Origin of the sequence: Bacillus sp. FSL M8-0256, assembly GCF_038005765.1 — a bacterium.
GTDB lineage: Bacteria > Bacillota > Bacilli > Bacillales > Bacillaceae > Bacillus > Bacillus safensis.
Map to the genome: position 1 here is coordinate 3,353,492 of NZ_JBBOTU010000001.1, position 24,223 is coordinate 3,377,714.

Annotated in this window: 27 protein-coding genes; 1 reads left to right on the top strand and 26 read right to left on the bottom strand. The window is 39.5% G+C overall.

The annotated features are described in order from the left end of the window. Nucleotides 1-32: 32 nt before the first annotated feature. From ftsX to NSQ76_RS17415, 4 genes are all read right to left on the bottom strand, one after another. The gene (ftsX, locus tag NSQ76_RS17400) at nt 33-923 is read right to left on the bottom strand and encodes a permease-like cell division protein FtsX (protein WP_024423600.1); all 891 of its coding nucleotides are present in this window, start codon (nt 921-923) and stop codon (nt 33-35) included. Then, nucleotides 916-1,602 (bottom strand): cell division ATP-binding protein FtsE, encoded by a 687-nt coding sequence (gene ftsE / locus NSQ76_RS17405; protein ID WP_024423601.1) that lies wholly within the window; start codon nt 1,600-1,602, stop codon nt 916-918. The genes ftsX and ftsE overlap by 8 nt, the downstream gene beginning before the upstream one ends. Before the next feature lie 383 nt (nt 1,603-1,985). Next, complete coding sequence (gene cccB / locus NSQ76_RS17410) at nt 1,986-2,315, bottom strand: cytochrome c551 (RefSeq protein WP_024423602.1); 330 nt, start codon at nt 2,313-2,315, stop codon at nt 1,986-1,988. 48 nt (nt 2,316-2,363) lie between these two features. Then, nucleotides 2,364-3,212: a YitT family protein gene (locus NSQ76_RS17415; RefSeq protein WP_024426245.1), complete on the bottom strand. Its 849-nt coding sequence runs from the start codon at nt 3,210-3,212 to the stop codon at nt 2,364-2,366. Between the two features lie 189 nt (nt 3,213-3,401). Between NSQ76_RS17415 and NSQ76_RS17420 the strand changes: the two genes are divergently transcribed. Further along, nucleotides 3,402-4,136, top strand: coding sequence for an alpha/beta family hydrolase (locus NSQ76_RS17420; RefSeq protein WP_341055144.1), 735 nt, complete (start codon nt 3,402-3,404; stop codon nt 4,134-4,136). 16 nt (nt 4,137-4,152) lie between these two features. Here NSQ76_RS17420 and NSQ76_RS17425 read toward each other — a convergent pair whose 3' ends face one another. The 22 genes from NSQ76_RS17425 to NSQ76_RS17530 form a co-directional block, all read right to left on the bottom strand. Continuing rightward, the gene (locus NSQ76_RS17425) at nt 4,153-5,946 is read right to left on the bottom strand and encodes a M3 family oligoendopeptidase (protein ID WP_341055146.1); all 1,794 of its coding nucleotides are present in this window, start codon (nt 5,944-5,946) and stop codon (nt 4,153-4,155) included. A gap of 124 nt (nt 5,947-6,070) precedes the next feature. Further along, nucleotides 6,071-7,172, bottom strand: a protein-coding gene (gene prfB / locus NSQ76_RS17430; protein ID WP_098677688.1) for a peptide chain release factor 2 whose coding sequence is annotated in 2 segments (ribosomal slippage) — nt 6,071-7,099 and nt 7,101-7,172 — 1,101 coding nt in all. Because the reading frame shifts where the segments join, the coding sequence is not laid out codon by codon here. Nucleotides 7,173-7,239: 67 nt separating this feature from the next. Continuing rightward, on the bottom strand, nt 7,240-9,765 hold the full coding sequence (secA, locus tag NSQ76_RS17435) for a preprotein translocase subunit SecA (RefSeq protein WP_024423607.1): 2,526 nt from the start codon (nt 9,763-9,765) through the stop codon (nt 7,240-7,242). Between the two features lie 198 nt (nt 9,766-9,963). Then, nucleotides 9,964-10,527 carry a ribosome hibernation-promoting factor, HPF/YfiA family gene (gene hpf, locus NSQ76_RS17440; protein ID WP_024423608.1) on the bottom strand — a complete coding sequence of 188 codons (564 nt, stop codon included), beginning with the start codon at nt 10,525-10,527 and terminating at the stop codon, nt 9,964-9,966. Nucleotides 10,528-10,715: 188 nt separating this feature from the next. Then, the gene (locus tag NSQ76_RS17445; protein ID WP_341055152.1) at nt 10,716-12,401 is read right to left on the bottom strand and encodes a methyl-accepting chemotaxis protein; all 1,686 of its coding nucleotides are present in this window, start codon (nt 12,399-12,401) and stop codon (nt 10,716-10,718) included. 33 nt (nt 12,402-12,434) lie between these two features. Continuing rightward, complete coding sequence (locus tag NSQ76_RS17450) at nt 12,435-12,815, bottom strand: hypothetical protein (protein ID WP_024426250.1); 381 nt, start codon at nt 12,813-12,815, stop codon at nt 12,435-12,437. Between the two features lie 13 nt (nt 12,816-12,828). Beyond that, nucleotides 12,829-13,170, bottom strand: coding sequence for a flagella biosynthesis regulatory protein FliT (fliT, locus tag NSQ76_RS17455; protein ID WP_024423611.1), 342 nt, complete (start codon nt 13,168-13,170; stop codon nt 12,829-12,831). Then, nucleotides 13,167-13,571: a flagellar export chaperone FliS gene (gene fliS, locus NSQ76_RS17460; protein WP_024423612.1), complete on the bottom strand. Its 405-nt coding sequence runs from the start codon at nt 13,569-13,571 to the stop codon at nt 13,167-13,169. Before fliS ends, fliT begins: the two co-directional genes overlap by 4 nt. Nucleotides 13,572-13,588: 17 nt before the next feature. After that, on the bottom strand, nt 13,589-15,118 hold the full coding sequence (locus tag NSQ76_RS17465; RefSeq protein ID WP_024426251.1) for a flagellar hook-associated protein 2: 1,530 nt from the start codon (nt 15,116-15,118) through the stop codon (nt 13,589-13,591). A 20-nt stretch (nt 15,119-15,138) separates the two neighbouring features. Then, nucleotides 15,139-15,480 (bottom strand): flagellar protein FlaG, encoded by a 342-nt coding sequence (gene flaG / locus NSQ76_RS17470; RefSeq protein ID WP_024426252.1) that lies wholly within the window; start codon nt 15,478-15,480, stop codon nt 15,139-15,141. Nucleotides 15,481-15,641: 161 nt separating this feature from the next. Further along, nucleotides 15,642-15,866 carry a carbon storage regulator CsrA gene (gene csrA, locus NSQ76_RS17475; RefSeq protein ID WP_008360181.1) on the bottom strand — a complete coding sequence of 75 codons (225 nt, stop codon included), beginning with the start codon at nt 15,864-15,866 and terminating at the stop codon, nt 15,642-15,644. Continuing rightward, nucleotides 15,860-16,294: a flagellar assembly protein FliW gene (gene fliW / locus NSQ76_RS17480; RefSeq protein WP_034623753.1), complete on the bottom strand. Its 435-nt coding sequence runs from the start codon at nt 16,292-16,294 to the stop codon at nt 15,860-15,862. The genes csrA and fliW overlap by 7 nt, the downstream gene beginning before the upstream one ends. Nucleotides 16,295-16,322: 28 nt before the next feature. After that, the gene (locus NSQ76_RS17485; RefSeq protein ID WP_024426253.1) at nt 16,323-16,901 is read right to left on the bottom strand and encodes a DUF6470 family protein; all 579 of its coding nucleotides are present in this window, start codon (nt 16,899-16,901) and stop codon (nt 16,323-16,325) included. A gap of 46 nt (nt 16,902-16,947) precedes the next feature. Further along, nucleotides 16,948-17,856 (bottom strand): flagellar hook-associated protein FlgL, encoded by a 909-nt coding sequence (gene flgL, locus NSQ76_RS17490; protein WP_024423617.1) that lies wholly within the window; start codon nt 17,854-17,856, stop codon nt 16,948-16,950. A 9-nt stretch (nt 17,857-17,865) separates the two neighbouring features. After that, complete coding sequence (gene flgK, locus NSQ76_RS17495) at nt 17,866-19,386, bottom strand: flagellar hook-associated protein FlgK (RefSeq protein WP_024423618.1); 1,521 nt, start codon at nt 19,384-19,386, stop codon at nt 17,866-17,868. 15 nt (nt 19,387-19,401) lie between these two features. Next, the gene (locus tag NSQ76_RS17500) at nt 19,402-19,884 is read right to left on the bottom strand and encodes a flagellar protein FlgN (protein ID WP_034623751.1); all 483 of its coding nucleotides are present in this window, start codon (nt 19,882-19,884) and stop codon (nt 19,402-19,404) included. Between the two features lie 18 nt (nt 19,885-19,902). Next, nucleotides 19,903-20,166 carry a flagellar biosynthesis anti-sigma factor FlgM gene (flgM, locus tag NSQ76_RS17505; RefSeq protein WP_024423620.1) on the bottom strand — a complete coding sequence of 88 codons (264 nt, stop codon included), beginning with the start codon at nt 20,164-20,166 and terminating at the stop codon, nt 19,903-19,905. A gap of 79 nt (nt 20,167-20,245) precedes the next feature. Next, nucleotides 20,246-20,665, bottom strand: a complete 420-nt coding sequence (locus NSQ76_RS17510) for a TIGR03826 family flagellar region protein (RefSeq protein WP_024423621.1) — start codon at nt 20,663-20,665, stop codon at nt 20,246-20,248. A gap of 56 nt (nt 20,666-20,721) precedes the next feature. Next, nucleotides 20,722-21,378 (bottom strand): ComF family protein, encoded by a 657-nt coding sequence (locus NSQ76_RS17515; RefSeq protein ID WP_235183647.1) that lies wholly within the window; start codon nt 21,376-21,378, stop codon nt 20,722-20,724. Nucleotides 21,379-21,404: 26 nt separating this feature from the next. Continuing rightward, nucleotides 21,405-21,698 (bottom strand): late competence development ComFB family protein, encoded by a 294-nt coding sequence (locus tag NSQ76_RS17520; protein ID WP_034623748.1) that lies wholly within the window; start codon nt 21,696-21,698, stop codon nt 21,405-21,407. 48 nt (nt 21,699-21,746) lie between these two features. Then, a complete protein-coding gene (locus NSQ76_RS17525; RefSeq protein ID WP_034623746.1) occupies nt 21,747-23,147 on the bottom strand; it encodes a DEAD/DEAH box helicase in 1,401 nt (466 codons plus the stop codon). A gap of 117 nt (nt 23,148-23,264) precedes the next feature. After that, complete coding sequence (locus NSQ76_RS17530; protein ID WP_024423625.1) at nt 23,265-24,107, bottom strand: DegV family protein; 843 nt, start codon at nt 24,105-24,107, stop codon at nt 23,265-23,267. Nucleotides 24,108-24,223 lie beyond the last annotated feature (116 nt).

The window sequence follows — 24,223 nt, forward strand, 5'->3', positions numbered from 1 at the left end:
TAGAATCCTCGAATGCTGCCATCAAAATATATTTATACTTTTAAGAATTTACGGATAGACGTTAAGCTTCCCCATACACCAATGATTGCACCGATCACTAGCAGGATCAGTGATACTTGATAGACAAACGGGTTGTATGGAAGCATTGAAATAAATGAGCCTTGTACTCTCGGTGCGACCCAGCCTACTGCATATTGATACGTGCCAAGCAATAGGGCAATTGGTATAATGGAACCAAATACACCAAGCAATAATCCTTCAATGAAGAATGGCCAGCGGATAAACCAGTTCGTTGCACCTACCAGCTTCATAATCTCAATTTCTTTACGTCTAGCAAAAATCGTAATTTTGATCGTATTGGAGATTAAGAACATAGCTGTAAATAACAGCCCGATAATGAGCACAATACCGACATTACGCGCTACTCCGACTACATTAAAGAGTCGGCTGACCTCTTCTTTTCCATAGGTTACTTTATATGTACCCTTTAGTTTTTCTAATTTCTTCGCTACTTTTGGTGTATCGTGAGGATCTGTTGTTTTCACAATAAACGCATCGTTTAATGGATTTTCTTGATCAACAAGCCCCATGGATTGTCCATTTTCTCCAAAGCTTTTAATCAGTGCTTTCAGTTCGTCATCCTTAGATGAGTACTTCACATCACTGATTTCAGGAATCTTTTCAATTTCTGCTTTTAATTCATCCTGCTGCTTTTGATTCGCCGTTAATTCGATTAATACTTTTACTTCTACTTCTTTTTCAGCGTTCGATGCCATGTTATTCAAGTTGAGCATAATCACAAGGAAAACCCCAACTAAAATCAATGTGACAGTAACCGCACTAATTGATGCAAATGTCATCCACGTGTTTCTTCCAAGTGAACGGAAGCTCTCACGTAAATGCCGCGAGAGAGTTTTAATCATAAATTCCGTACTCCCCTCTTGCTTCGTCACGTACAATCATTCCATCTTCGATTGCAATGACGCGTTTCTTCATGGTGTTTACAATTTCTTTGTTGTGTGTCGCCATAACCACTGTTGTCCCGCGGTTATTAATCTCTTCGAGCGTCTTCATGATTTCCCAAGAAGTGTCTGGATCAAGGTTTCCTGTCGGCTCATCTGCAATGACGACCTCAGGGCTATTGACAATCGAGCGGGCAATAGACACACGCTGCTGTTCACCGCCGGACAGCTGGTCGGGAAATTGACGCGCTCTGTGCTTTAGCTGAACCAGATCGAGAACATCAAGCACTTTTTTCTTAATGATATGAGGCTGTTCACCAATCACTTCAAGAGCAAATGCTACGTTCTCAAACACAGTAAGAGTTGGAAGCAGCTTGAAATCTTGGAATACTACGCCAATTTCTCTTCTTACGTAAGGAATTTCTTTTTCCTTCATTGATCCTAAATCTTTGTTATTAATTAAGATTTGCCCTTTGGTTGGCTTCTCTTCACGATACATCATTTTGATGAAAGTGGATTTACCAGCACCACTTGGCCCAACAACATACACAAACTCTCCTGGATGGATAGAGACATTGATTCCATTGATCGCCTTTACGCCATTAGGATAGATCTTGTAGACTTCCTTCATTTGAATCATGTAATCACCTAATCTTTTCTTATTCGCTGACTAACAGCTTATCATGATGTTTTGACACTTCTCGTCAAAAAACGTTATGTATGGTCACGCACATACCCTTCGATACTTACTAACAATTTATGTCCTTTTCATCCAAAAAGATGAAAAAATTGAATCGTCTCATTTTCAACAACTCCAATTATACGTCATGAATCGACGCAATGGTATTACATTTATATTTCAAAACTTATAAATAAAAGGTAAATAGAACAATCAAAACCGAAAAACGTGCCTTTATACCCTTATTTTTTAAATAAAATTTAATATAATGCGTTTTCATACTATCTAAAAGTCTTTTTCTACATATAAAAAAACAAAAAAACCTTGTCGATTAGACAAAGGTTTTATTTTTTCTCTGCAAGCCATTTTGCTACTTCTTTTGCTTGCTTCTCATCTACCATACCGCTTGGCATAGAGCCTTTACCATTTTGCGCAATATCTGCGATTTGGCTTTCATTATATTTCTTCCCTACTTCTTTCAGGCTTGGTCCGCCTCCGCCAGATAGGTCTTTCCCATGACAGCCAATACAGTTTTGCTGATAGATCTCCTCACCACTGCTCACAGATGAAGCACTTTTGCTGCCTTCTTTGTCACTGCTGCTTGAATTTCCTCCACAAGCCGCGAGAACAAGAAGCATCGCTGCAAATAGCATCGTTAATCCGCTTTTTTTCATCTATTTCCCTCCCTTACAATCATTTGGTCAACGCTATTATATCCTTGTTTATGCCCTTTTAAAACCCTCACCAAGCACCTCTTTTGCATCCATCACGATGACAAATGCTGATGCATCGATTGCTTTCACCACTTGTTTCAACTTTGTGAATTGTGACTGCCCAACGACACACATCAAAATCGGGCGGTCATGATCGGTATATCCTCCAACTGCTGAGATCTTCGTCACACCACGGTCAATTTGATCAAAAACCGCCTGTCTGACCTCATCTTCATGCCCTGTAATGATCATTGCCATTTTTGAATGACTGAAGCCAGCCTGTACCACATCAATCGTTTTACTAGAAATAAACACACCAATGACCGCGTACAGCCCCTCTTCAATTCCAAAGACCGTCATCGCAGCCAGAACAATCAAGCCATCCATCATCGCTAAACAGGTGCCTAGCGTGAGTCCTGTGTACTTATTGATGATTTTGGCAGCGAGTGCCGTTCCACCCGTTGATCCATTCCCAAGGAACACGAGTCCTATTCCGATCCCAATGACCACACCGCCAAAAATAGCCGCCAGCAGTGCTTCATGTGTGACAGGTGCAATATGTCTTGTGACAAACACCATGAAAGGTAAAAAAATTGAGCCAACGAGTGTTTTCACCCCAAATGTACCGCCTAATAAATAAAAGCCAGCGATAAACAATGGAATATTGAGCCCCCATTGCACATAAGCCGCTTCAAAGCCGAATGACTGCATAATGGTACTAATGCCGCTCACACCGCCTGCTGCGATCTGATTTGGTAATAATAACGTATTAAATCCAATCGCCACGATGGCTGATCCGATTAAAATGAACAAATAATTTTTCACTTCGATCCAAAATTGTGAATGTCCCTGCTTCATGTCTTTCTTCCTCCGTTACTTCTGAATGCACACCTATTTTAAGCCCTCTTAAAACGATTGTAAATAACAGCCAAATGCAGTGCTAATGGATTAATACTTTATCACACAGACGGATCAGCGCACTTGCCGGTTGGCATAGGAGTAAATGATGGTATATTTAATATGTACATGAGAAAGAAGGGGCATGCGATGAAGAAAATACTGAAGATAACAGGTATGACATTACTTGCACTGATCATCTTAGCTTTTGGTGCTTTCTATACATGGAGCCGCTTTACATACGGACCATCAGAAGCATTAAAAAAACAGGTGAACATGGAGCAAGTGGAACATAAAAACAATGTTTATACATTTGAAGCATCAAAAAGTGATACTGGCATCATTCTCTATCCTGGGGCAAAGGTGGAACCACTTGCGTATGCCTATATCGGGGATACGCTGATGAAAAAAGGCTACTCTGTCTTTATCCCTGACATGCCCTTTTCCTTTGCGATTTTCAATCCAAACAAAGCGCAGGACATCATCAAAGATCACCAAACGATCAAACACTGGTATATTGGCGGACATTCACTTGGCGGGGCAGCTGCCGCTATGTTTGCAGAAAAAAATCAGAGCAAGCTCGATGGACTCTTTTTCCTAGCATCTTATCCAGCATCAGATGACCTGAAACAATCTTCATTGAAAGTCCTTTCTATTTCAGGTGAAAAGGATGGGCTGGCCACACAAGAGAAAATCAAGAAATCGAAAGCAAATCTGCCGTCTCAAACTGTTTATCATGAAATAAAAGGCGGGAATCATGCGCAGTTTGGCATGTATGGCAAACAAAAAGGGGATCAGCCAGCGGACATTCCAGCCCTGTCGCAGCAAAATGATCTCATCCAGACAATGCTTGACTGGCTGAAGCCAGCAAAAAAGCTCCCATAACGGGAGCTTTTCATTATTATTTTTTTGTCACTTCTAAAAATTCTTCAGCATCTGCTACAGCCAAACGAATGGCTTCTTCCCAAAATGCTTTTTGGGTAAGGTCAACGCCTAGATGCTTTTTGGCTAAATCTTCTACTGTCATTGAAGCAGTATCTTTTAATAATGCAATGTATTTCTCTTCAAAAGATGTACCAGCCTGCAATGCTTTTGCGTAAATTCCTAACGAGAACATGTATCCAAAGGTGTATGGGAAATTATAAAATGGAACATTCGTGATATGGAAATGCAGCTTAGACGCCCAGAAATGCGGATGGTATTCATCTAATGAGTCACCGAACGCTTCCTTCTGCGCTTCGACCATCAATTCATTCAACCGATCAGCCGGCACTTCTCCTTTTTTACGTTCTTCATAAAAGCGCTGTTCAAATAAGAAACGAGATTGAATGTTCATGAAGAAAGCTACACTGCGCTGCAGCTTATCCTCTAACAGGCTGAGACGCTCCTCTTCATTTGCCGCTTCTTTTAATGAAGCATCAGCTACAATCATTTCTGCGAAGGTCGACGCTGTTTCAGCTACATTCATTGCGTATTTGCGATTCAGAATGCGAACATCCTGCATCACTTCCTGATGGAACGAATGACCAAGTTCATGCGCTAGTGTCGCCACATTGGATGGACTTCCTGAGAAAGTCATAAAAATACGTGATTCTCCGCTGTCAGGGAAATTTGTACAAAAGCCGCCTACCCGTTTGTTTGGACGGTCCTCAGCTTCTACCCAGCGTTCATTAAAGGCTTTTTCTGTAAAAGCAGCGAGCTCTTCTCCAAATCCAGCGAAATGTTTCACAATAAAAGCAGCTGCTTCTTGATAAGGATAGATTTTGGTCTCACTGCCGATAGGAGCCCCAACATCGAACCAGCTCAGCTTATCCACTCCAAGCATGTCAGCTTTTCGGTGTAAATAATCAATGAATGGCTGCTTATGTTCATCAATCACAGACCACATCGTATCAAGGGTTTCTTGTTTCATACGGCAAATTTCTAGCGGCTCTTTTAAAATGTGCTCCCAGCCTCTTGCTTCATACACTTGCAAACGAAAACCAGCAAGGTGATTGAGCGTACTAGCAAATAAATGTTCATCCTGCGTCCATGCATGCTCTAGGTTGTGGTAAACGGCCTTTCTGACTTCACGATCTGAATCATCCATCGCATTTTCTGCTTGGCCTACAGAGATCATCTGTGTTTCTCCATGCTGTTCAAACGGAATGGTAATTTTATTCACTAAGCTGGAATAAAGCTCATCCCACGCATGGTACCCATCTACAGCCAGCTTTTGAATCAGCGTTTCTTGTTCAACAGGTAATTGATCCTTCACACGGTCTCTCCGCTCATTTAATATGTAGCGGACATCTGAAAAGGCTGTTGAATTCATCAGTTCTTCCCACTTGTTTGCTGGGATAGCAGCAAGCGCTTGATCAAACAGTGCAAGGATTGTTCCTAAATCAGCTTCCAGCTTGGCAATCGTACCTCGAAGGCTGCCTGCTTTCATATCCTTCGTATTTTGGGCTTGGAGGCAGGTTACAAATGAACCTGCTTGAGATAATTTTTTATATGTAGTTTCATACGTGTCAAGGACAGACGTTAATTTGCTTTCAATGTGTGTATCTTCTTTTGAAAAGGCATTCACCTTTTGTCGTAATTCAGCTAATAGCTGCTGAATATGTTGCAGGTATGTCTTAAATTCTGGTGAAGAACTGCCTCCTTTAAAAAAGGTATCTAAATCCCACGTTTCTTGCAATGGTGTTAATCCCAAAATATTTCCCCCTTTATTTGCTAATTTCATCATACAAAGGATATAGAATCAGTATGTCGTATGTATTCCTTTATATTCATTATATTTTCTCACAATTAAAAAAACCCGGCAAGAAGCCGAGTTTTTATGATAATTTCGAACGCAGGTACGCATCGATAAATGAATCTAAATCTCCATCCATCACCGCTTGAACATTTCCCATCTCCGTATTGGTTCGATGGTCTTTCACAAGAGAATAAGGGTGGAATACATAAGAGCGGATTTGGCTTCCCCAGCCAATTTCTTTCTGCTCTCCTCTGATTTCATCCAATTCTGCCTGCTGTTCTTCGATCCGTTTTTGATAAAGTTTCGATTTCAGCATTTTCATCGCACGTTCTCTGTTTTTAATTTGTGATCTTTCTGTTTGGCACGTCACGACGACATTCGTTGGAATATGTGTGATACGAACGGCAGAGTCCGTCGTATTCACGTGCTGGCCACCTGCTCCGCTTGCACGATACGTATCTACCTTGATATCCTCTGTCCGAATATCAATATCAATTTCTTCATTGAATTCCGGCATGACATCACAGGAAACGAAGGATGTATGTCTGCGGCCAGAAGAATCAAAAGGAGAAATACGAACCAAACGATGGACACCTTTTTCAGCTTTTAAGTAACCGTACGCGTTATGCCCTTTGATAAGTAAAGTCACAGACTTAATTCCTGCTTCATCACCTGGAAGGTAATCAAGCGTTTCAACCTTAAAGCCTCTGCGCTCTGCCCAGCGAGTGTACATTCGCAGAAGCATAGAACCCCAGTCCTGTGATTCAGTTCCGCCTGCACCTGGGTGAAGCTCCAGAATGGCATTGTTTTTATCATAAGGTTCGCTTAAAAGAAGCTGCAGCTCAAATTCGTTAAACTGCTTCGTTAAGTTCTTCAGCTCTTTTTCAAGCTCTGCATGAAGCTCCTCGTCGTAATCTTCCTTTAATAAGTCATGCGTCATTTGCAGCTCTTCATGCGATTCACTGAGCTCATGGTAGGAATTCACAGAATCCTTCAGTGCATTGGCTTCATTGATAACGCCTTGAGCTTTTTGCTGATCATTCCAAAAATCAGCCTCTGACATCGTCGCTTCAAGCTCTGCGATTTTGGCCTCTTTTGTTTCTAAGTCAAAGAGACCCCCTAAAATCAGCTAGCCTGCTAGCCATATTTTCAAGCTCTTGTCTAATTTCTACTAATTCCATATCCTTCACCTCATAGATGTATGGGGGCTGACATGAATAGAAAGAGGTTTTCACCTCTTTCCATTACTTATTCTGTCTTCCCATGACAATTTTTATATTTCTTGCCGCTTCCGCAGTGACATGGGGAGTTTCGTCCAATGTCTACGACTTTACGTACCGGCTTCTTCTTCACTGTCTTCTCCTCATCGCCCTCTTGCGGCTGATGAGCCGTTGTTTGACCTTGAACCACTTCTTCACGTTCTAGGTTGTTTTGGATTTCTGATTTCAAGACATACTTGGCCACGTCATCTTCAATTGAAGCAACCATATGCTCAAACATCGCAAATCCTTCCATTTGGTATTCACGAAGCGGATTCGTTTGTGCGTACGCACGTAAATGAATACCTTGGCGCAGCTGATCCATTGCATCGATATGGTCCATCCACTTCGAATCCACCGCACGAAGAACAATGACTTTTTCAAATTCACGCATTTGTTCTTCGCCAAATGTTTCTTCTTTTGCATCGTATTTTTCTTTAATACGATCCATGATGAAGCTTGTGATTTCATCTGCTTCTTTACCGAAGATATCTTTGACCGTAATGGCACCTTCGTCTAAATAGTTCGTGTTGATTAATTCAACAAGACCATCTAGTTTCCATTCTTCAGGCAGCTCTTCTTTTGGCGTATAAGATCCCACAGCACGCTCAATTGAAGATTGGATCATATTGATGACAATTGATTTTAAGTTGTCAGAATCGATGACTTCAAAACGCTGTTTGTAGATTACTTCACGCTGTTGACGAAGCACATCGTCGTATTGCAGAAGCTGCTTACGGGAATCAAAGTTGTTCCCCTCTACACGTTTTTGAGATGATTCAACGGCTTTAGACACCATTTTACTTTGGATTGGTGTAGAGTCATCCATGCCAAAGCGGTCAAGCATCGCCATCGTCCGCTCTGCACCAAATCGGCGCATCAATTCATCTTCCATGGAGAGATAGAATTGGGTAATCCCTGGGTCTCCTTGACGTCCAGAACGTCCGCGAAGCTGGTTATCAATACGACGGGATTCATGACGCTCTGTCCCGATAACAGCCAGACCACCAAGTTCTTTTACACCTTCGCCAAGCTTGATGTCTGTACCACGTCCTGCCATGTTTGTTGCAATGGTCACAGCACCTTTTTGACCAGCCTCTTCAATAATTTGTGCTTCACGCTCATGGTTTTTTGCGTTTAACACTTGATGAGGAATGCCTTTATTTTTAAGCAGCTTAGAAATAAGCTCAGATGTCTCAACTGCTACTGTTCCGACAAGAACTGGCTGCCCTGTCATATAGCGCTGCGCAACATCCTCAGCCACTGCTTTAAATTTACCATCCATTGTGCGGTAAATTAAATCAGGTCTGTCATCACGAACCACTGGTTGGTTGGTCGGGATTGACACAACCTGCATGTTGTAAATGTTACGGAATTCTTCTTCTTCCGTTTTTGCTGTACCAGTCATACCAGATAATTTTTCATACATACGGAAGTAGTTCTGGAACGTAATTGTTGCTAGTGTCATGCTTTCGTTCTGCACTTCAAGACCTTCTTTTGCCTCGATGGCTTGATGCAGACCTTCACTATAACGGCGTCCTTTCATTAAACGTCCTGTGAAGGAGTCAACGATGACTACTTGGCCTTCTTCTACCACATAATCCACGTCTTTTTGCATCGCAACATGTGCCTTCAGCGCCTGAGCGATGTGATGGTTCAGCGCGACATGTTTGACATCAAACAGGTTCTCAATGCCGAATGCTTTTTCCGCCTTCGTCATTCCGCTTTCAGTCAGCTGCACACTTTTTGTTTTAATATCATACGTGAAATCATCTTCGATTTTTAATGTGCGGACAAATGCATTGGCTTGTACATAAAGCTTTGTTGATTTCGCAGCTTGTCCTGAAATAATAAGAGGTGTTCTCGCTTCATCAATTAAAATGGAGTCAACCTCATCGATCACGGCATAATGAAGCGGTCTCTGAACCATTTGCTCTTTGTAAAGCACCATGTTATCTCGTAAATAGTCAAAGCCGAGTTCATTGTTTGTTGAATACGTGATATCAGCGGCGTACGCTTCTCTTTTTTCATCTTTGTCTAAGCTGTTTAAGTTTAAGCCGACTGTTAAACCAAGAAACTCAAAAATTTTGCCCATTTCCTGCGCATCACGGCTTGCCAAATATTCGTTGACTGTCACGATGTGGACGCCTTTTCCAGAAAGAGCATTTAAATAAACAGGCATTGTTGATGTCAATGTTTTACCTTCACCTGTTTTCATTTCAGCGATGTTACCTTCGTGAAGCGCGATGCCCCCCATGAGCTGCACCTTAAACGGGAACATTCCTGTTACACGGCGGGATGCCTCGCGAACCGTTGCAAATGCTTCAACCAGCAGGTCATCCACGGATTGTCCTTTTTCAAGTTTTTCTTTAAATTCAATCGTTTTATTTCGTAAAGCCTCGTCAGATAATTTTTCAAAATCTTGAGCGAGAGCTTCGATTTCATTTGCCTTTTTTTCATATCGGCTGATCGTACGTTTCGTAGGATCAAACACTTTGTTTAAGATTCCAAGCATATAATAACGCTCCTCTATTTCATGCAATTTTTCGGCATGTCCAAAAGTTTGACAGGTCCATATTTACCTGCATTTATCATACCATACCTTCTTTCATTTCCAAAGAATTTGCCATAATTTCGCACAAAAAACCCGCCCCTAATGAAGGGAACGGGTTTACTTTATTTAGGTTGTTTTTAAATCAGCATCAACTGATATTTAAGCGTTTGGCTCAATGAGTCCATATTTACCGTCATTTCGGCGATAAACCACATTGGTCAAATTTGTCTCAGCATTTGTGAAAACGAAGAAACTATGACCTAACATGTTCATTTGGAGAATGGCCTCTTCACTATCCATCGGCTTTAAGTTGAAACGTTTTTGTCTGACGATTTCTGTTTCATCAATCTCTTCGTCATCTTGAACTGCTACTTCAGCCGTACCATTTCCTCCAGCAAATAAGTGCTTTTTGGCACCTTGCTCGCGGAATTTACGGTTTACTTTTGTTTTGTGCTTTCTAATTTGACGTTCTAATTTACTGGCTGCTAGGTCTACTGCATTGTACATATCCTCATTATGCACCTCAGCTCGAAGTGCTAGATCAGTCATTGGAATGGTAACCTCAACTTTAGATTCTTGATCGTTGTAAAACTTCAAGTTCACGTTGACTGAAGCATCTACATCTGTCTCAAAATAACGCTCCAGCTTTCCAATTTTTTTCTCGACATGATCTCTTAGTGCAGGTGTTACGTCGATGTTTTCTCCTCTGACATTGTAATTCATGTAAAGAACGCCTCCTTTAAAATTAAGGATATGTAAACCTATTTCTACTTTTCCCTCCTTTTCTCCTGCTCAAACGTAAAAAAAATGTGAATATTTATTGAAATTTGTCGAATTTTGCGGTGCTTCAACTGTTGCTTGATAGGTGATGAATATATATTCGGCTGATTCTTGAAAAAGACCAGCGCACATTAAATGGTAAAAGATGAAATCGATGTTTTCAGCGATTGAGATAAGGATTTTAAATCCTCCGCAGCGGCTTTCATCTCTTCATTGGCAGCTAATGATTCTTCAACAGCAGCAGACATGTACTCTGTTTCTTCTGAGTTTCGTTTCGCACCTTCTTCAATGACACCAACTGTTTGAGAAATTTCCTCTGTACTAGCAGAAATTTGTTCTGCAGTGGCTGACAGCTCTTCTGCTTTCATTGAAATATCACGAATAGATTCCAAGATTTCATGGAAGCTCTGTTCAGATAATTGTGATACCTTTACACCCTCTGCTACATCCCGCTCGACCTTCGTCATCGATTGTGATGACTTTTCTGTATCTTTGTTCACGTTTTCGAGTAATTGACTAATTTGATCTGTGAGCTGACTAGATTCTTCTGCCAGTTTTCTCACTTCATCTGCTACAACTGCAAAACCTCTTCCATGCTCTCCTGCCCTTGCTGCTTCTATAGCTGCGTTTAAAGCAAGCAAATTCGTCTGGTCAGCAATGGCATGGATATGACCTAACAGATCTTGAATGCCTGTAAACTGCGCTTGCACATTGGTCATTGTAGAATGGTGTTCATTCACAGACTCTTTTATAGAACTCATTTGTTTCACAAACTGTTGAATAAGGGCCGCGCCCTCTTCAGCCTTTTCAGTCACTGAAATTGAGTGACCCGAAACATCGGACGTGTGTACAGCTGCATTTTGCATGCCAGTCGACACTTCCTGAATGGCGGATGCCACTTTTCCGACCGCATCTGATTGTTCACGTGAAGCTTCACTGACCTGTTCAATCGAGCTAGATGTCTGCTCACTAGCCGATAACGTTTGACTGATGGTTTCCTCAAATTGAGCAGCAGAATCAGCAAGCTGTCTTGATCCGCTTTGCACCTGCAAAATAAGCTGACGCAAATGAGCCGTCATTTGATTAAAGGCTGTGCCGAGTTGACCAATCTCATTTTTAGAGGTCACTTCAATCTCTTCAAGGGTTAGATCACCATCTGCCATCCTTTTTGCGGCATTTGTGACAGAAACAATTGGTTTTGTCATGCGATGAACAAATCTGATCCCAATCACCAAAAGGCCAACAATAATCGCTGCACTGACCAAAATGAGTGTAAGCAATAATTGATTACTATCTTGATTGAGCTGATTGATTTTTTGATCACGTTGTTTTAGCTGATTTTGAGCGAACTCTTTTGTAAAGGTATGTATTTCTTGTTCGATAGGTTGTAATTCTTGACTGAGGCGGGTGTTGAATTCTTTTTGATTTTGCATATTTAATGAATTAAATAATCGATTTGTTGAGGTGTAGTAGAGATAATTTTTTTCTGAGATTTGATCTAATAGATTTTTTGCTTGTTTGACCGTACTCATTTTCGAAGCTTCTGCTGTTTTCTTATTAATATCTTCATATGTTTGCTCAATTTTCTGCAAATTTTCAGCATCTTGTACGACGACATATGTTTTAATCTGTGCTTCCTGCTTTTGAAGAAGCGCTTCTAATTCCAGCGAGGTCTGATAAAGCTTCACTTCCTTGCTTAATAGCGCTTTATAGGATTGATCTGTTTTGTAATAGAGAAAGCTTGAGAAGCCTAACATACTGACAAACAATACACATATGACAATAAGCCCAATTAAAAATTGATTTTTTAGTCTCATAATTTCCTCCGAATGGTCTGAATTGGACAAAAATTAATGAATGACATACGGCCTCATACAGGCATGTATTTCATCCATCCACTTTCTATATTCAGGTATAAAGTATGTTTTCAGGAATGATTGGAAGTGATTTGAAGGGAATGTATAGAAAGCTAGTATATCAAAACTTAAAAATATTTGATCAAACGAACGAATCGTTTTGGCAAAGTGTTCATTTTCAATAATTGAAAGCAGAAGAGGATGTGTTGTGTCTAAATGAAAGAAGGCATGGATCAGATCATTAAAGATCCGATCCCCTTCTGTTTTGTCAAAATCCTTCTCAATTTCATCTAAATAGTTTAGACTCTCTTCTATCGTGTATAGAAGTTCATAATATGTGGTTAATAAAATATAGTCATTTGAACGATACGCCACAGGTCTCACCTATTTATTTCCGTTTATCGTAGTATACGCCGTCACTCGTTATGGGCTGGTATGGATTTTGATAATTCAGCTGTTTTGTTTTCTTTTTTTGAATGGCTTGAATATCTGCTTTTATCCCATTTTGGATAACCGTTAATTGTTGCGCCATCTGTTGATCTGTTTGGATGATTTCTCGGATTTTCTCTTTTTCTTGATCCGTCAATTCATGCTGTATATCTCTCATTAATTCGTCTCTCTCAATTAAAAAGGCATCAAAGTCTTCAACAAGTGTCTCACTTTGCGGATTTTCCGCTATTTCGGCTGCCATTTTTAATGTTTGATCATGCAGCTGGTCCACAATACTCATAGAGAACCCCCGATAGAGTGGTGACGGCCTTTTCGATCGGTTTGAATGACTTCCTTCCACGCATCACGGAAGTCAGTTACGTACTCTTCTACTTCATTCAATATCTCTTCGTCATTTTGAAGATTGGCTTCTATCAGTCTGCGATAAATGTAATCATACATACTTGCCATACTCTTTGATACGTCATAGGAACGATTTAAGGTGACATTTAATTCTTGAATGATGTTTTGAGCCTTTTTTAGGTTCAAGTTTCTCGTTTCTGCATCTTCTTTTTGAATGGCATGCTTCGCTATTCTGATGAACTTTAAGCAGCCTTCATAAAGCATAAGCGTCAACTCGGCAGGTGTTGCGGTCTCAATAGAATTTTTCTGATAGGCGGCATAAGGGTTCTGTATTGCCATATGTTATAAACCTCCAATTATTGTCCAAGCAGTTGAGAAAGGTAGCCAGATTGGTTGTTTAGCTTTTGAATTGCACTATCCATGGCGTTAAACTTCGTATAGTAACGGGCTTCAACCATTTTTAAACGATCTTGGAATGTACTCATTCGTTTTGTCAAAGAGTCAAGGTCCTTACCAAGTCCGTATTCCTTTAATTCCATAGTTGTGCTGCCAGCCTTTTTTTGAATGCTCTTCGAAAAGTCTGATAAGGAATTTTTGACACGATAGATAATTCCTTGTTCTTGATATTGCTGCTGCGCTTTGTCTTTATCCTTTGAATCCACATTTAAACTACCCGATATAAACATTTGTCTGACCTTCTCCGGGTCTTCTTCAATGGCTTTCTTTAATTTCTCTACTCCATTACTATCCTTAATAAATTCAAGCTTTCCGCCATCTTTATAGCTGGATGATGTCGAAATACCGATTTGTGTGAGTTGAATTTTATTCCCATCACTTGTCGTAATATTAGCATACAAATCACTTCTTATTTTAGAGGCACCAGATCGTAAAATGGAATCACTTCTCAGCAAGCCAGACTTCGCGGTCGTTTCCCATAGCTCTATTTCTTTTTCAGACATCGCTTTTTTCTCTTCAGCCGTTAATGGATGATAGTCTCTGTTTTTCTTTTCATTGACTTTACCATTAATCTGTTCAACGAGCTCATTGTATTTATCAACAAATTGCTTAATTTTATCATAGATTGCATCCACATCTGTTGAAACGTTTAAGCTGACGGGCTGATCCGTGGTTGCTTTAAGCTCGTACGTAATATCAGCCTGTGTGAATGTATTGTTGTTATTTTCCATTTTCAGACCATTAATCTCGTATTGCGCCTTCTTTCCTTGAGTAGTCGCAACTAATTTGTTATCTCCATCTACTTGGAAGCCTAATTGCGTTAAAAATGAAGCCGAATTGCCATCAGCTGCTTTAATACTGACGCCTTCACCCGTTGTCCGAGAAGTAAGGGCAATTGTATCCACGTAGTTAGTGCCATCAGAGATTTGGCCTTTGTAAGCCGTCACACCTAATTGAGCGTTGTTTAGCTTTTTCACGATGTCATCGATTGTATCGGAATCAGATGTATTGATCGTCACCATTTTCGGTTTTGTTGAATCTGGTGTCGTCACTTCAAACGTAAACGTGCCATTTGCTGGTGTAAATCCAGATGTACCAGAGGATTTGAAGACAGAAGCTGTCGCTAGTTGAGTGACATGAATAGAGCCAGAGGTCGCATTTGTTGATCCAGTTGCTGTGACAGCAGATTCATTAGAGCTTGTCACCTTTTTGGCGCCATATGTACTTGGACGCGTTAAGTTTAAACTGTTGATCAAATCATCTAATTCTTTAATTTTCGAGTTAACCTCGCGATAGCTGTCTCTTTGCCATTCAAGTGTTTGTTTCTGACGCGTCATTGTATCAAGTGGTGCTTGCTCCGTTTTCATCAGCTTTGATACGATTTCATCAATATCGAACACATTTGAAAATCCAGTAATACGATTGACCATTATTTATGTTCTCCCTTCATTTACATTCTTTTATCTACAAATAAACCGACAATTTCTGTCATTGCTGCATAGAAATCAAGCCATTCCTTGGAAGGAATTTCTCTAATCACTTCTTCTGTTTGGTTATCTACGACTTTGACATAATATTCATTGAGTTTTTCATGTAATTCAAATTGAAGATGAAATTGAGTAGGTTCAATCAGCTTGTTTGCGCCTTGAAGCGTTTTTTCAATTTCTTCTTTTGAAACAGTCCTGCCATTTGCTTGTGAGTCAGAGTTTACATTGTCATTCTGGTTATTAGAAACACGGGTTTGAAATGCATCGATAATTGGCTCTAATGATGTCAACTTACCAACAGACATAGTTATTCAGCTCCTGTGCTTTAATCTATCTTTTATATCGGCTTTGAATTTGTAAATTAAATATAGATGGACCGATTTGTTAAAGTTTCCTATAGATCATGAACATCTGTATCGAAACGCTTTCACACGGAGAAGGACAGCTGAATGCGATAAAAAAATCCTCACTTTTTTTGTGAGGATAATTGAGAGAGAAGATCTAAGGATAAACTCGCTGCACGATTGTTCTCTTCTTGAATAGACAGGTACACTTCTTTCCTGTGAATATCGATGTGCTTAGGAGCCTCAATCCCGACTTTCACTTGATCGCCTTCGATTGAAATAATCTTGACTTCAATATCATCGCCTATTTGAATCGACTGGTTTAATTTACGAGACAGCACTAACATGAGGATGCCACCTCTAACAAATGTTTTGTATGATAGGCTGAATCATGCAAAATCACCTGCTTGGCTTTCATGTTTTTCCGGTTCACAATAATAGGCGCTCTTAAATTGGCTGTCGTTTTTTCAATAGATGATTCCATTGTTAAAATAACCATTACTTCCACATCATTGGCATCTTCTACTTCCAGAATGTCTACAACCGCTTCGTCTAAATCAAATTCGTATTGATTGAAGAATAAAAACGGGCTGCTGACGATAAAACCTAATGCCGAGTTATTTAATGATTGAAGAACTAAAAATGGAGACTCTTCTGATAAAGGCAAAATGACAAACTGTTTTTGATCCAGAAATCCTGGTATCCCGTTAGAGAAGTGAATGATTTGCTCCTCTTTGATTGTCACTTCACCATGGTATTTTGTTTGAATGATCATAATTCACGACCTTTTTCGTTTTTCTTAACTATACCTTATCACCATTTTGGCCCGTTTCGTCAACTTCTATTTTTAATTCTGGATATTGTAACATATCAATATTAACCTTACCTGGCTGGTAGTTAACGATTGGTTTATGAGGTGTGGCCTCTATGATAGCTTTTTGCGGCTCCACATCAATTTGAAGCTCAGAAGGCTGATAGTGAATTTTCACACTAAAGAATGAAGGTATCACACCAATGGTAAATTGTTTTGCTGGGGGACTGCCATTGATTTTGGCAAACTCAGCAATCGCATTTCCACCATTCTCGATCTTGATGAGTTCACTTCCTTCTTCCGCTCTGCGACCCATTCCTTCTCCAACAGCACGCTTCCCCTCAGCTGCCCATTCCTCAGAACGTCTAAAAATTGACTTGATGTCCATATCGGCAAACGCCTCGGTTTGATCAATGGTTAATTTCGACGGTGTCCTTTTGATATTCATGACAGCTCGTGGCTGCTGAATCTCAAGATCAGCTTGTGGCTGCTCTACTTCTTGCCGAGAAGGAGTTGTCGACATTTGAAGTTTTGCATAGGTTTGCTGCATTAACAATCTAGGGATTTGCATATGTTCACCTCCATGATGCAAAAAAGCACCCATCGGATGCTTTTTATTATCTTAAGAAATCTACAAGAGATGGCTGAATGACTTTAGCTGTTGTCGCTAAAGCAGCTCTATTCACTGTCTCTTGTTGAAGAAGATCAAGAATTGCCTTTTCACTTTCAACATCTTCATTATCTGATTTAGCATTTTTCAGTACTTGGTATTGTGAAGTCAAACGACTTCCTACTAAGTCAACACGATTCGAACGCGCTCCTAGGTCGGATCGCTCAGCACTCATCACTTCTTTGAACTGATCGATACTTCCTAGTGCATCATCAGAATTCGCAAACGTTCCATTTTTCAATGAGTTTTCTAAATCAGTCAGCATTTCAATGACATTTTGACCGTTAGCCTGTCCGCCAAACGCTGAGATTGGATTTGAGTTTACATTTAAAGTGATACCATCAGAAATATTCGCTTGAACAGCATTCGCATCTGTATAATTTTCGAAGTTAAATGTATACGTTCCGTCTGCATTCTCAACAACTGGTTTAACATTTGTATTTGTCCCATTAAATACGAACTTACCTAGCATTTGAGTGTTCATTGCATCAATGATTTGATTCTTCATCTGGCCAATTTCCACTCCGATAGCTGCTAAATCTTCGGGCTGCTTTGTTCCATTTGCCGCATCAAGCACTTTATCTCGTATATTTGACATAATATCAATGATTTCAGTGACACTTGTTTCAGATGTATCAATCCAGTTTTGTGCTTCATTTAAGTTATTTTTATATTGTTCATTTCGAAACAAGGCAGTACTATATTGAAGGCTTTTTACTGCTGCAACAGGATCATCAGACGTTTTTGTAAAACGTTTGCCTGTTTGTGCCTGTTCATTAATTTTAGAAAGTTTTTCATAACTTTTACTAATATTTCGAAGTGAGTTTTGAGAAATCATACCTTGTGTGACTCGCATCCGTTATCCCTACCTTCCTACGACACCCATGCCGTTTATGACCTTATCCAATACTTCATCTTGTAATGTCATAATTCTCGCAGCCGCATTATATGCATGCTGGAATTGGATCATATTCGTCATTTCTTCATCAATGGAGACAGCGCTAGTCGACATTCTACGTTCATTGGCTGAATTGACAAGAGCAGCTGAACTGCTTTCAAGCGTCATGTTCTTTTTCCCTTGTACCCCCATCTCAGCAATAACATTTTGGTAATAATCCTGAATTGTCGTTGTATTGCCGCCGATTGGTAACTTTAAGTCTTGTATATTAGCTAATTTCGTAGCATTCGAACCGTCACCTTGTGTTTGATTGAGAGATGCAGCAATATTATCTGTTGATGCTAAAATGACATCGCTCACTTTAATACGAGCTGCCAAACCTTTATTCAACTCATTGTTATTTTCGATATCAAAAAAGTCTTGTCCACTTGCACCATTTAACGTATACCCCTGCTTATGTACATCGTTAAATGTATCCATGAATACTTTTGCTACTTCATCCAGCTCTGCAAGCATATCTGGATACATGCCTTTTTCAGCACCGTTTGACATGTAGCCATAAGCCTCAACAAGTGCTTTTACTTTACCGTTCACTTGTAATTGATCCGCTGCAATTGTTGTTGTTCCGAATTGAAGTGAGTTAACAAGTCCCGTTGTATTATCATAAGAGATTTGCAGTTCAGACTTTTCGTTCGTAATACCATTCAAAATGTTTCCAGCAGATTGTCCATTTGCACCGATAATGTCGATGTTGACAGTTCCTTCAGCAATTTTGAGTGCATTACCGCCAGGAGGATTGTAGCTGACCTTAATATCAACAAGTGAGGATAATTGATCGACCAAAGTATCACGTGTATCATAAAGATCATTTGGAAGATATCCATTTGGCTCAACTGCTGCAATCTGTTTGTTCACTTCATCTATTTGAGATAAAAGAGTGTTTACATCTTTGGCTGTTGAATCGAGTTCCGTTTTTAAATTCTTTTGTATCGTTGTTAAAGAGGAGTTGAGCAGACGGAATTGGTCAACTAAAGCCTGTGCACTTGTTTTAACAACTGTACGTGCAGAAGCTGTATCAGCATTTTTTGATTCCGATAAGACCTGTAATGATTTCCATAGATTATCAAAAGCTCTGTTCAAGCCTTCATCCGTCAAATCATTCATAACCCCTTCCATCTGTGAAAGGGCATCTGACTTCGTTGAGTAGTAAGATAAGTTATTATTATGATCTCTGTATTGTAGATCTAAAAAGCTGTCTCGAATTCTTTCAACCGTTCCAACTTGTACGCCTGTCCCCATTTGGCCATACGTCTTGCCGTCATAAACCGAAATGACTGGATAAGGATTTTCTGCTTTAAAGGTCACTCTTTGTCTTGAGTAGCCCTCCGTATTTGCATTGGAGACGTTGTTTGATGTGACATAAAGCCCTGCACGCTGGGCTGTGATTCCTCTTTTTGCCGTTTCTAGTCCCATGAATGTAGAACCCATTGGTATCCTCCTTGTTTACGCCTTTGAATCAAACAAAGCCCTTTGCTGTTTAGGCTTTGAACTCTCAAGACCATTTTGTCCGTAATTCATATTTTCTTTATTAGGGTTAACGAGATCGAATGTCAGTGAAATAAATTGAAGTGACTGCTGAATAAGCTGCTTGTTCAGTTCATTTACATCTTTTAGTTCCACCATGATGTCATTTAGTTTCTCATATAATGAAATGAGCTCTTTTTGATCTGTACCTTCAGCCTTTTCGATACATGCAGTGATGGTTGGTGATTGCTCACTTTGTAAAAATTGAACGGTCGCTTCAATTCGTTTTTCTTCTAATTGAGAAATGGCCTGAATATACTTTTGCTCTAAATTCAGGACCTCTGAAAGAGCATCAATCTCATTGCTTTTCAGCATTTCTGTTTTATCCTTAGACAACTTTAAAAGCTGTTCATGCAATCCATAGAGACGATGCAGTTCTTCAATAATTATTTTAACTGACATTCACGCTGCTCCCTTTTGTTATTGTTGTTTATAGAAATTCAGCATTTTATCTGCAATGCCTTTTGTATCTACTTGATATGTTCCGGCTTCAATGCTTTTTTTAATTTGGTCAATTTTATCTTGGCGTTCTCTCATAATATTCGGCACCTTTTGCATTTCGATTGCCTTTTTAGAAATTTCGACTTTATCAGTTGATTTAGCTTGATTCGATTGCAACGTTTGTTTCTCATATGTTTTCTTGTAAGGATTTACTGGTTGTGTTCCATATCGATTAATTTTCACGGGATTCCTCTCGCTTTCCGTTACAGTCTGTCTTGATTCTATCCATTTTATCGACCAAACTGCAACTTAGTTTAGGGAATCAGTCGTTTTTAGGATTAATGGCATAATAGGTGTCTTTTTTCCTAGATTCGATCTCCCTTTTACGCTCCTCTTCTTGGTTCATTTGGCTGATTTGCGAATGAATATCCTGTTCACATTGGCTGCATAGCTTGTTTTTCCTGATCGCTTTGCCACATCTTTCACAAGGATAATTAATATTTGGAAATTGACTAATTTGCAGTCTTTTCAAACGAATAAATTTCAAGATTAATTCTTCATCAACTTCTGTTGCTTCTACTATTTCAGCGATGGTTGATTGTCTATTGCTTTGTTTTCTCAAGAATTTATATACGATATCAAAAGAACGTTCTTCTTCTTCAAAGCATTTGTTACAAACCGTTTGGATGGTGGTTTTTAAAAATAGCTGATTACATTGTGGACAGTTTGCCAATTGATTCATAACCAAAACCCCTTACGTTATTTTCTTTTCTTATTATCGGTTAATTATCATGATTTTTAACTACGTATCAACGTAAAAGAAGAAACACTTTTAGCACCTGCGTCTTTCAAAATTCTTGCCGCATCATAGATGGTTGCTCCCGTTGTATAGATATCATCAACTAATATAATATCCCTTTGAACAATCGCATCTGTTTGCTTTATTTGAAACAATCCTTTTTGATCTAGGCGTTCATTTTTCTTTTTTTTAGACTGCTTACTTTGATGTATTTTCACGAGTGGCTGCAATATTGGCTTATCTAGCAAAGAAGCGATTATCACGGACTGATTAAATCCTCTTTCTTTTAGTCTTTCATGACTTAAAGGAATCGGTATCAGCAATGGGTCTTTTATGCAGAAGGAATGTTTAAATGCTGCTTTTACATCTTTTTGAAACAGCTCAGCTAAAGCCGTATCACCCCGAAATTTAAAGCGGGCAAGGACATCTTTCATCAACTCGTTGTAAGTATAAACTGACCTATTTTTCACAAGGATTTTAATAGAATCAGAGCGTTCATTCCATCTGTTACAGTCCTGGCACAATTGGTCATTTGACTGCGCCCTTCCGCATGTTGGACAAATAGGACGCTCAATCTTTACTAAGTGATTCTTACATGCTACACAAAGGCGATCATCATTTAATAGTAGGAATGATTTCCATGTAAAAGCAGGCACAAAATGTCCCTCGCAAATTTGGCAAATCAATAGGATTCCTTGTTCAGCAGCTGACGATTTTCACACCTTGGAAATGCAGAGACCTTGGAAGTTGCTTCTGTCAGAATGACCAGCATCGCAGTATTCTTCTGTTTATCCACCATCTCAGATTTACTGTAGGATATTTTATCGATATCTGTTATATATTGTGGTTTCACTTGATTCAGTGAAATCGCTAATACATCTTCCATACACTTTTCACAATGACAAATCATGTTTAATTGGTTGAGATATTGATTGAGAATTTCCTTGAGTAGTATTTCTTTTGCATTGAGTAGCATATTTGTCTCTCCTGCCATTTGTGTATTGTGAATATAATGTACCATGATTTAGTTGAACCCACACTGTTTTTCAGAAAACTCTTTTGCAGCCGTATCATTCATTTTTGCGATATGCTTCTTTGCTTGTTTCATACTTTTCGTTAAACCAAAATGAAAAAGGAAAACATCTCCTGTACAATAATCCGGGTGTCTGCCTACCCGCCCAGAAATCTGAACAAGTGCACTCTCTGTAAAAATAGTAGATTCCGAACCTAGTACCCCCACTTGAACATTTGGAATCGTGACGCCTCTTTCTAGAATAGTGGTTGTAACTAGTACATCGTATACGTAATCTCTAAAGTGCTGAACCTTTTGTTTTCTATCCGGATCATCGGCAGATACCCCCTCCACATTTAAGGATTGTTCTCGAAGAATCTTCGTTACCTTCTTCATGATAGCAATTGAAGGAACAAAAAGTAATATTCTTCTCTTATTTGCAATATGTCTCTGCATCCAATTCATCACTTTAGGGGGCAGCTGGTTCTTTTTTAATTTCTTTTTCCAATGACCGATCCAATGAAAGGTCGGTATGGGTAATGGTTGCTCGTGAAATCGCAAAGGAATTTTTATCGCTTCCAGTTTTCCACGAGAAACCTCTCTCGTCATTTTTTTAGAGGGTGTCGCACTTAAATAAATCCTAACCCCTCTGTTCTTTCTCATCGCCTTTAGAACAGCAAATTGGAGACGCTCATCCATTGAATAAGGGAAGGCATCGACTTCATCTACAATGAGCACATCAAAAGCATTTTTGTATCTCATCAGCTGGTGGGTTGTGGTGATCACAAGCGGTGTTATTTGAAACCTTTGAGAACCGCCTCCGTAAAGTACGGTAATTGTCACCCCTTGAAATGCTTTTCTAAGCCGTGGTTCGAGTTCAAGCACTACATCTGTTCTAGGTGTCGCAATACAGACCCTCATTCCTTGATTTAACGCATATTCGATTCCGTGAAAAAGCACTTCCGTTTTCCCTGCTCCGCAAACCGCCCAAACAAGTAGATCAAATTTGTTTTTAATAGCTTCAATCATTCTTTCTGACGCTCTTTTTTGTCCTTTAGACAGCTCTCCCTGCCATGTTAATTCGGCTCGACATGTTTCTACCATTTGTGGACCTGTCCATTCATAAAGAAACCCACATTCTGCTGCTTTTCCCATCATGATGCATGATCTACAGTACACACAATCCTTTTGACACACCTCACATGGAGAATGAGCGAAATACCGCTTGTGTGATACACCGCACCGGCAGCATGTAAAACCATTTGCTTTCCTCTCAATGGCTGGAGACCGATTGACTAAGCCCTTCTCCTCTAGCCAATCTAAATTGGACTGTGGACACTTTGTTTCAACAGTAAGCAGATGGCGTGAATGCAGCTGCCGCATTAGTTCCATTGCTTTGTCCATATTCAACATTACCAAACACCTTTCAATTGATGTTCGGCTATTATGCACAAAAACATGACATTTCGTCCAACAGGTAAAATAGAAAAACAAAACCCCTTTTCCATAAGAAAAGAGGTTTTTTAGGAATTATCTAATCACCCAGCCAAGGGCTAAAGAACCTTCACCTAGATGGGTGCCGATTACGGCACCAAAGTAGCTTTTATAAAATTCAACATGAGGATATTTTTCTGATAAGTGCGCAATTAATTCTTCTGCTTCTTCTTCTCTATTACCATGTATCAGTGTTGCTCTCATCGGAACACCACGTGATGCATCTTCATCAAATAATTCAAAAATACGTGAAATGGCTTTTTTACGTGTGCGAATCTTCTCAAAAGGAACAATTAGCTTGTTGTCAAAATGCAAAATAGGCTTTACCTTTAAGAGGCTTCCAATAAAAGCCTGAGCACCATTTAATCTGCCGCCTCTTTGCAAATGAGTTAAATCGTCTACCATAAAATACGCCCGCTGACTTTCTTTTAGGTAATTTAGATGTGCTAACACTTCTTCTAAAGAAGCACCTTCTTGGATTTTTTCAGCAGCTTCTAACACATAAAAACCTTGTGCCATACAGCTTGTTTCTGTATCAAACGGGTAAATATCAATCCCGTCAACTAGATCATTCGCTGAGACCGCACTATTATACGTTCCACTAATTCCACTTGAAAGGTGGATACTAATCACGGCGTCGTATGTTTCACTTAGTTTTTCATATAAGGCTATTAATTCACCGAAAGCAGGCTGAGAGGTAGTTGGAAGATCTTTGTGTTTTTTGATTTCTTCATAATATGTCTTCCAGTCCATTTCTATTTCTTCACGGTATGATTCACTGCCAAAGATGACGTTAAGGGGGATCATATGAATATTATGTTTATCACGCAGCTCTTGTGGTAGATAAGCAGTACTGTCTGTTACAACGGCTATTTTCATTCTTAAATACCTTCCTTATTCGTTAAGTTACTCTTTTTTATTTTAAAAGAATGATCATTTTTTCATTAGATTTATAATAGTAATCAAAAAAGCCTGCCTAATCAATAGGCAAGCCC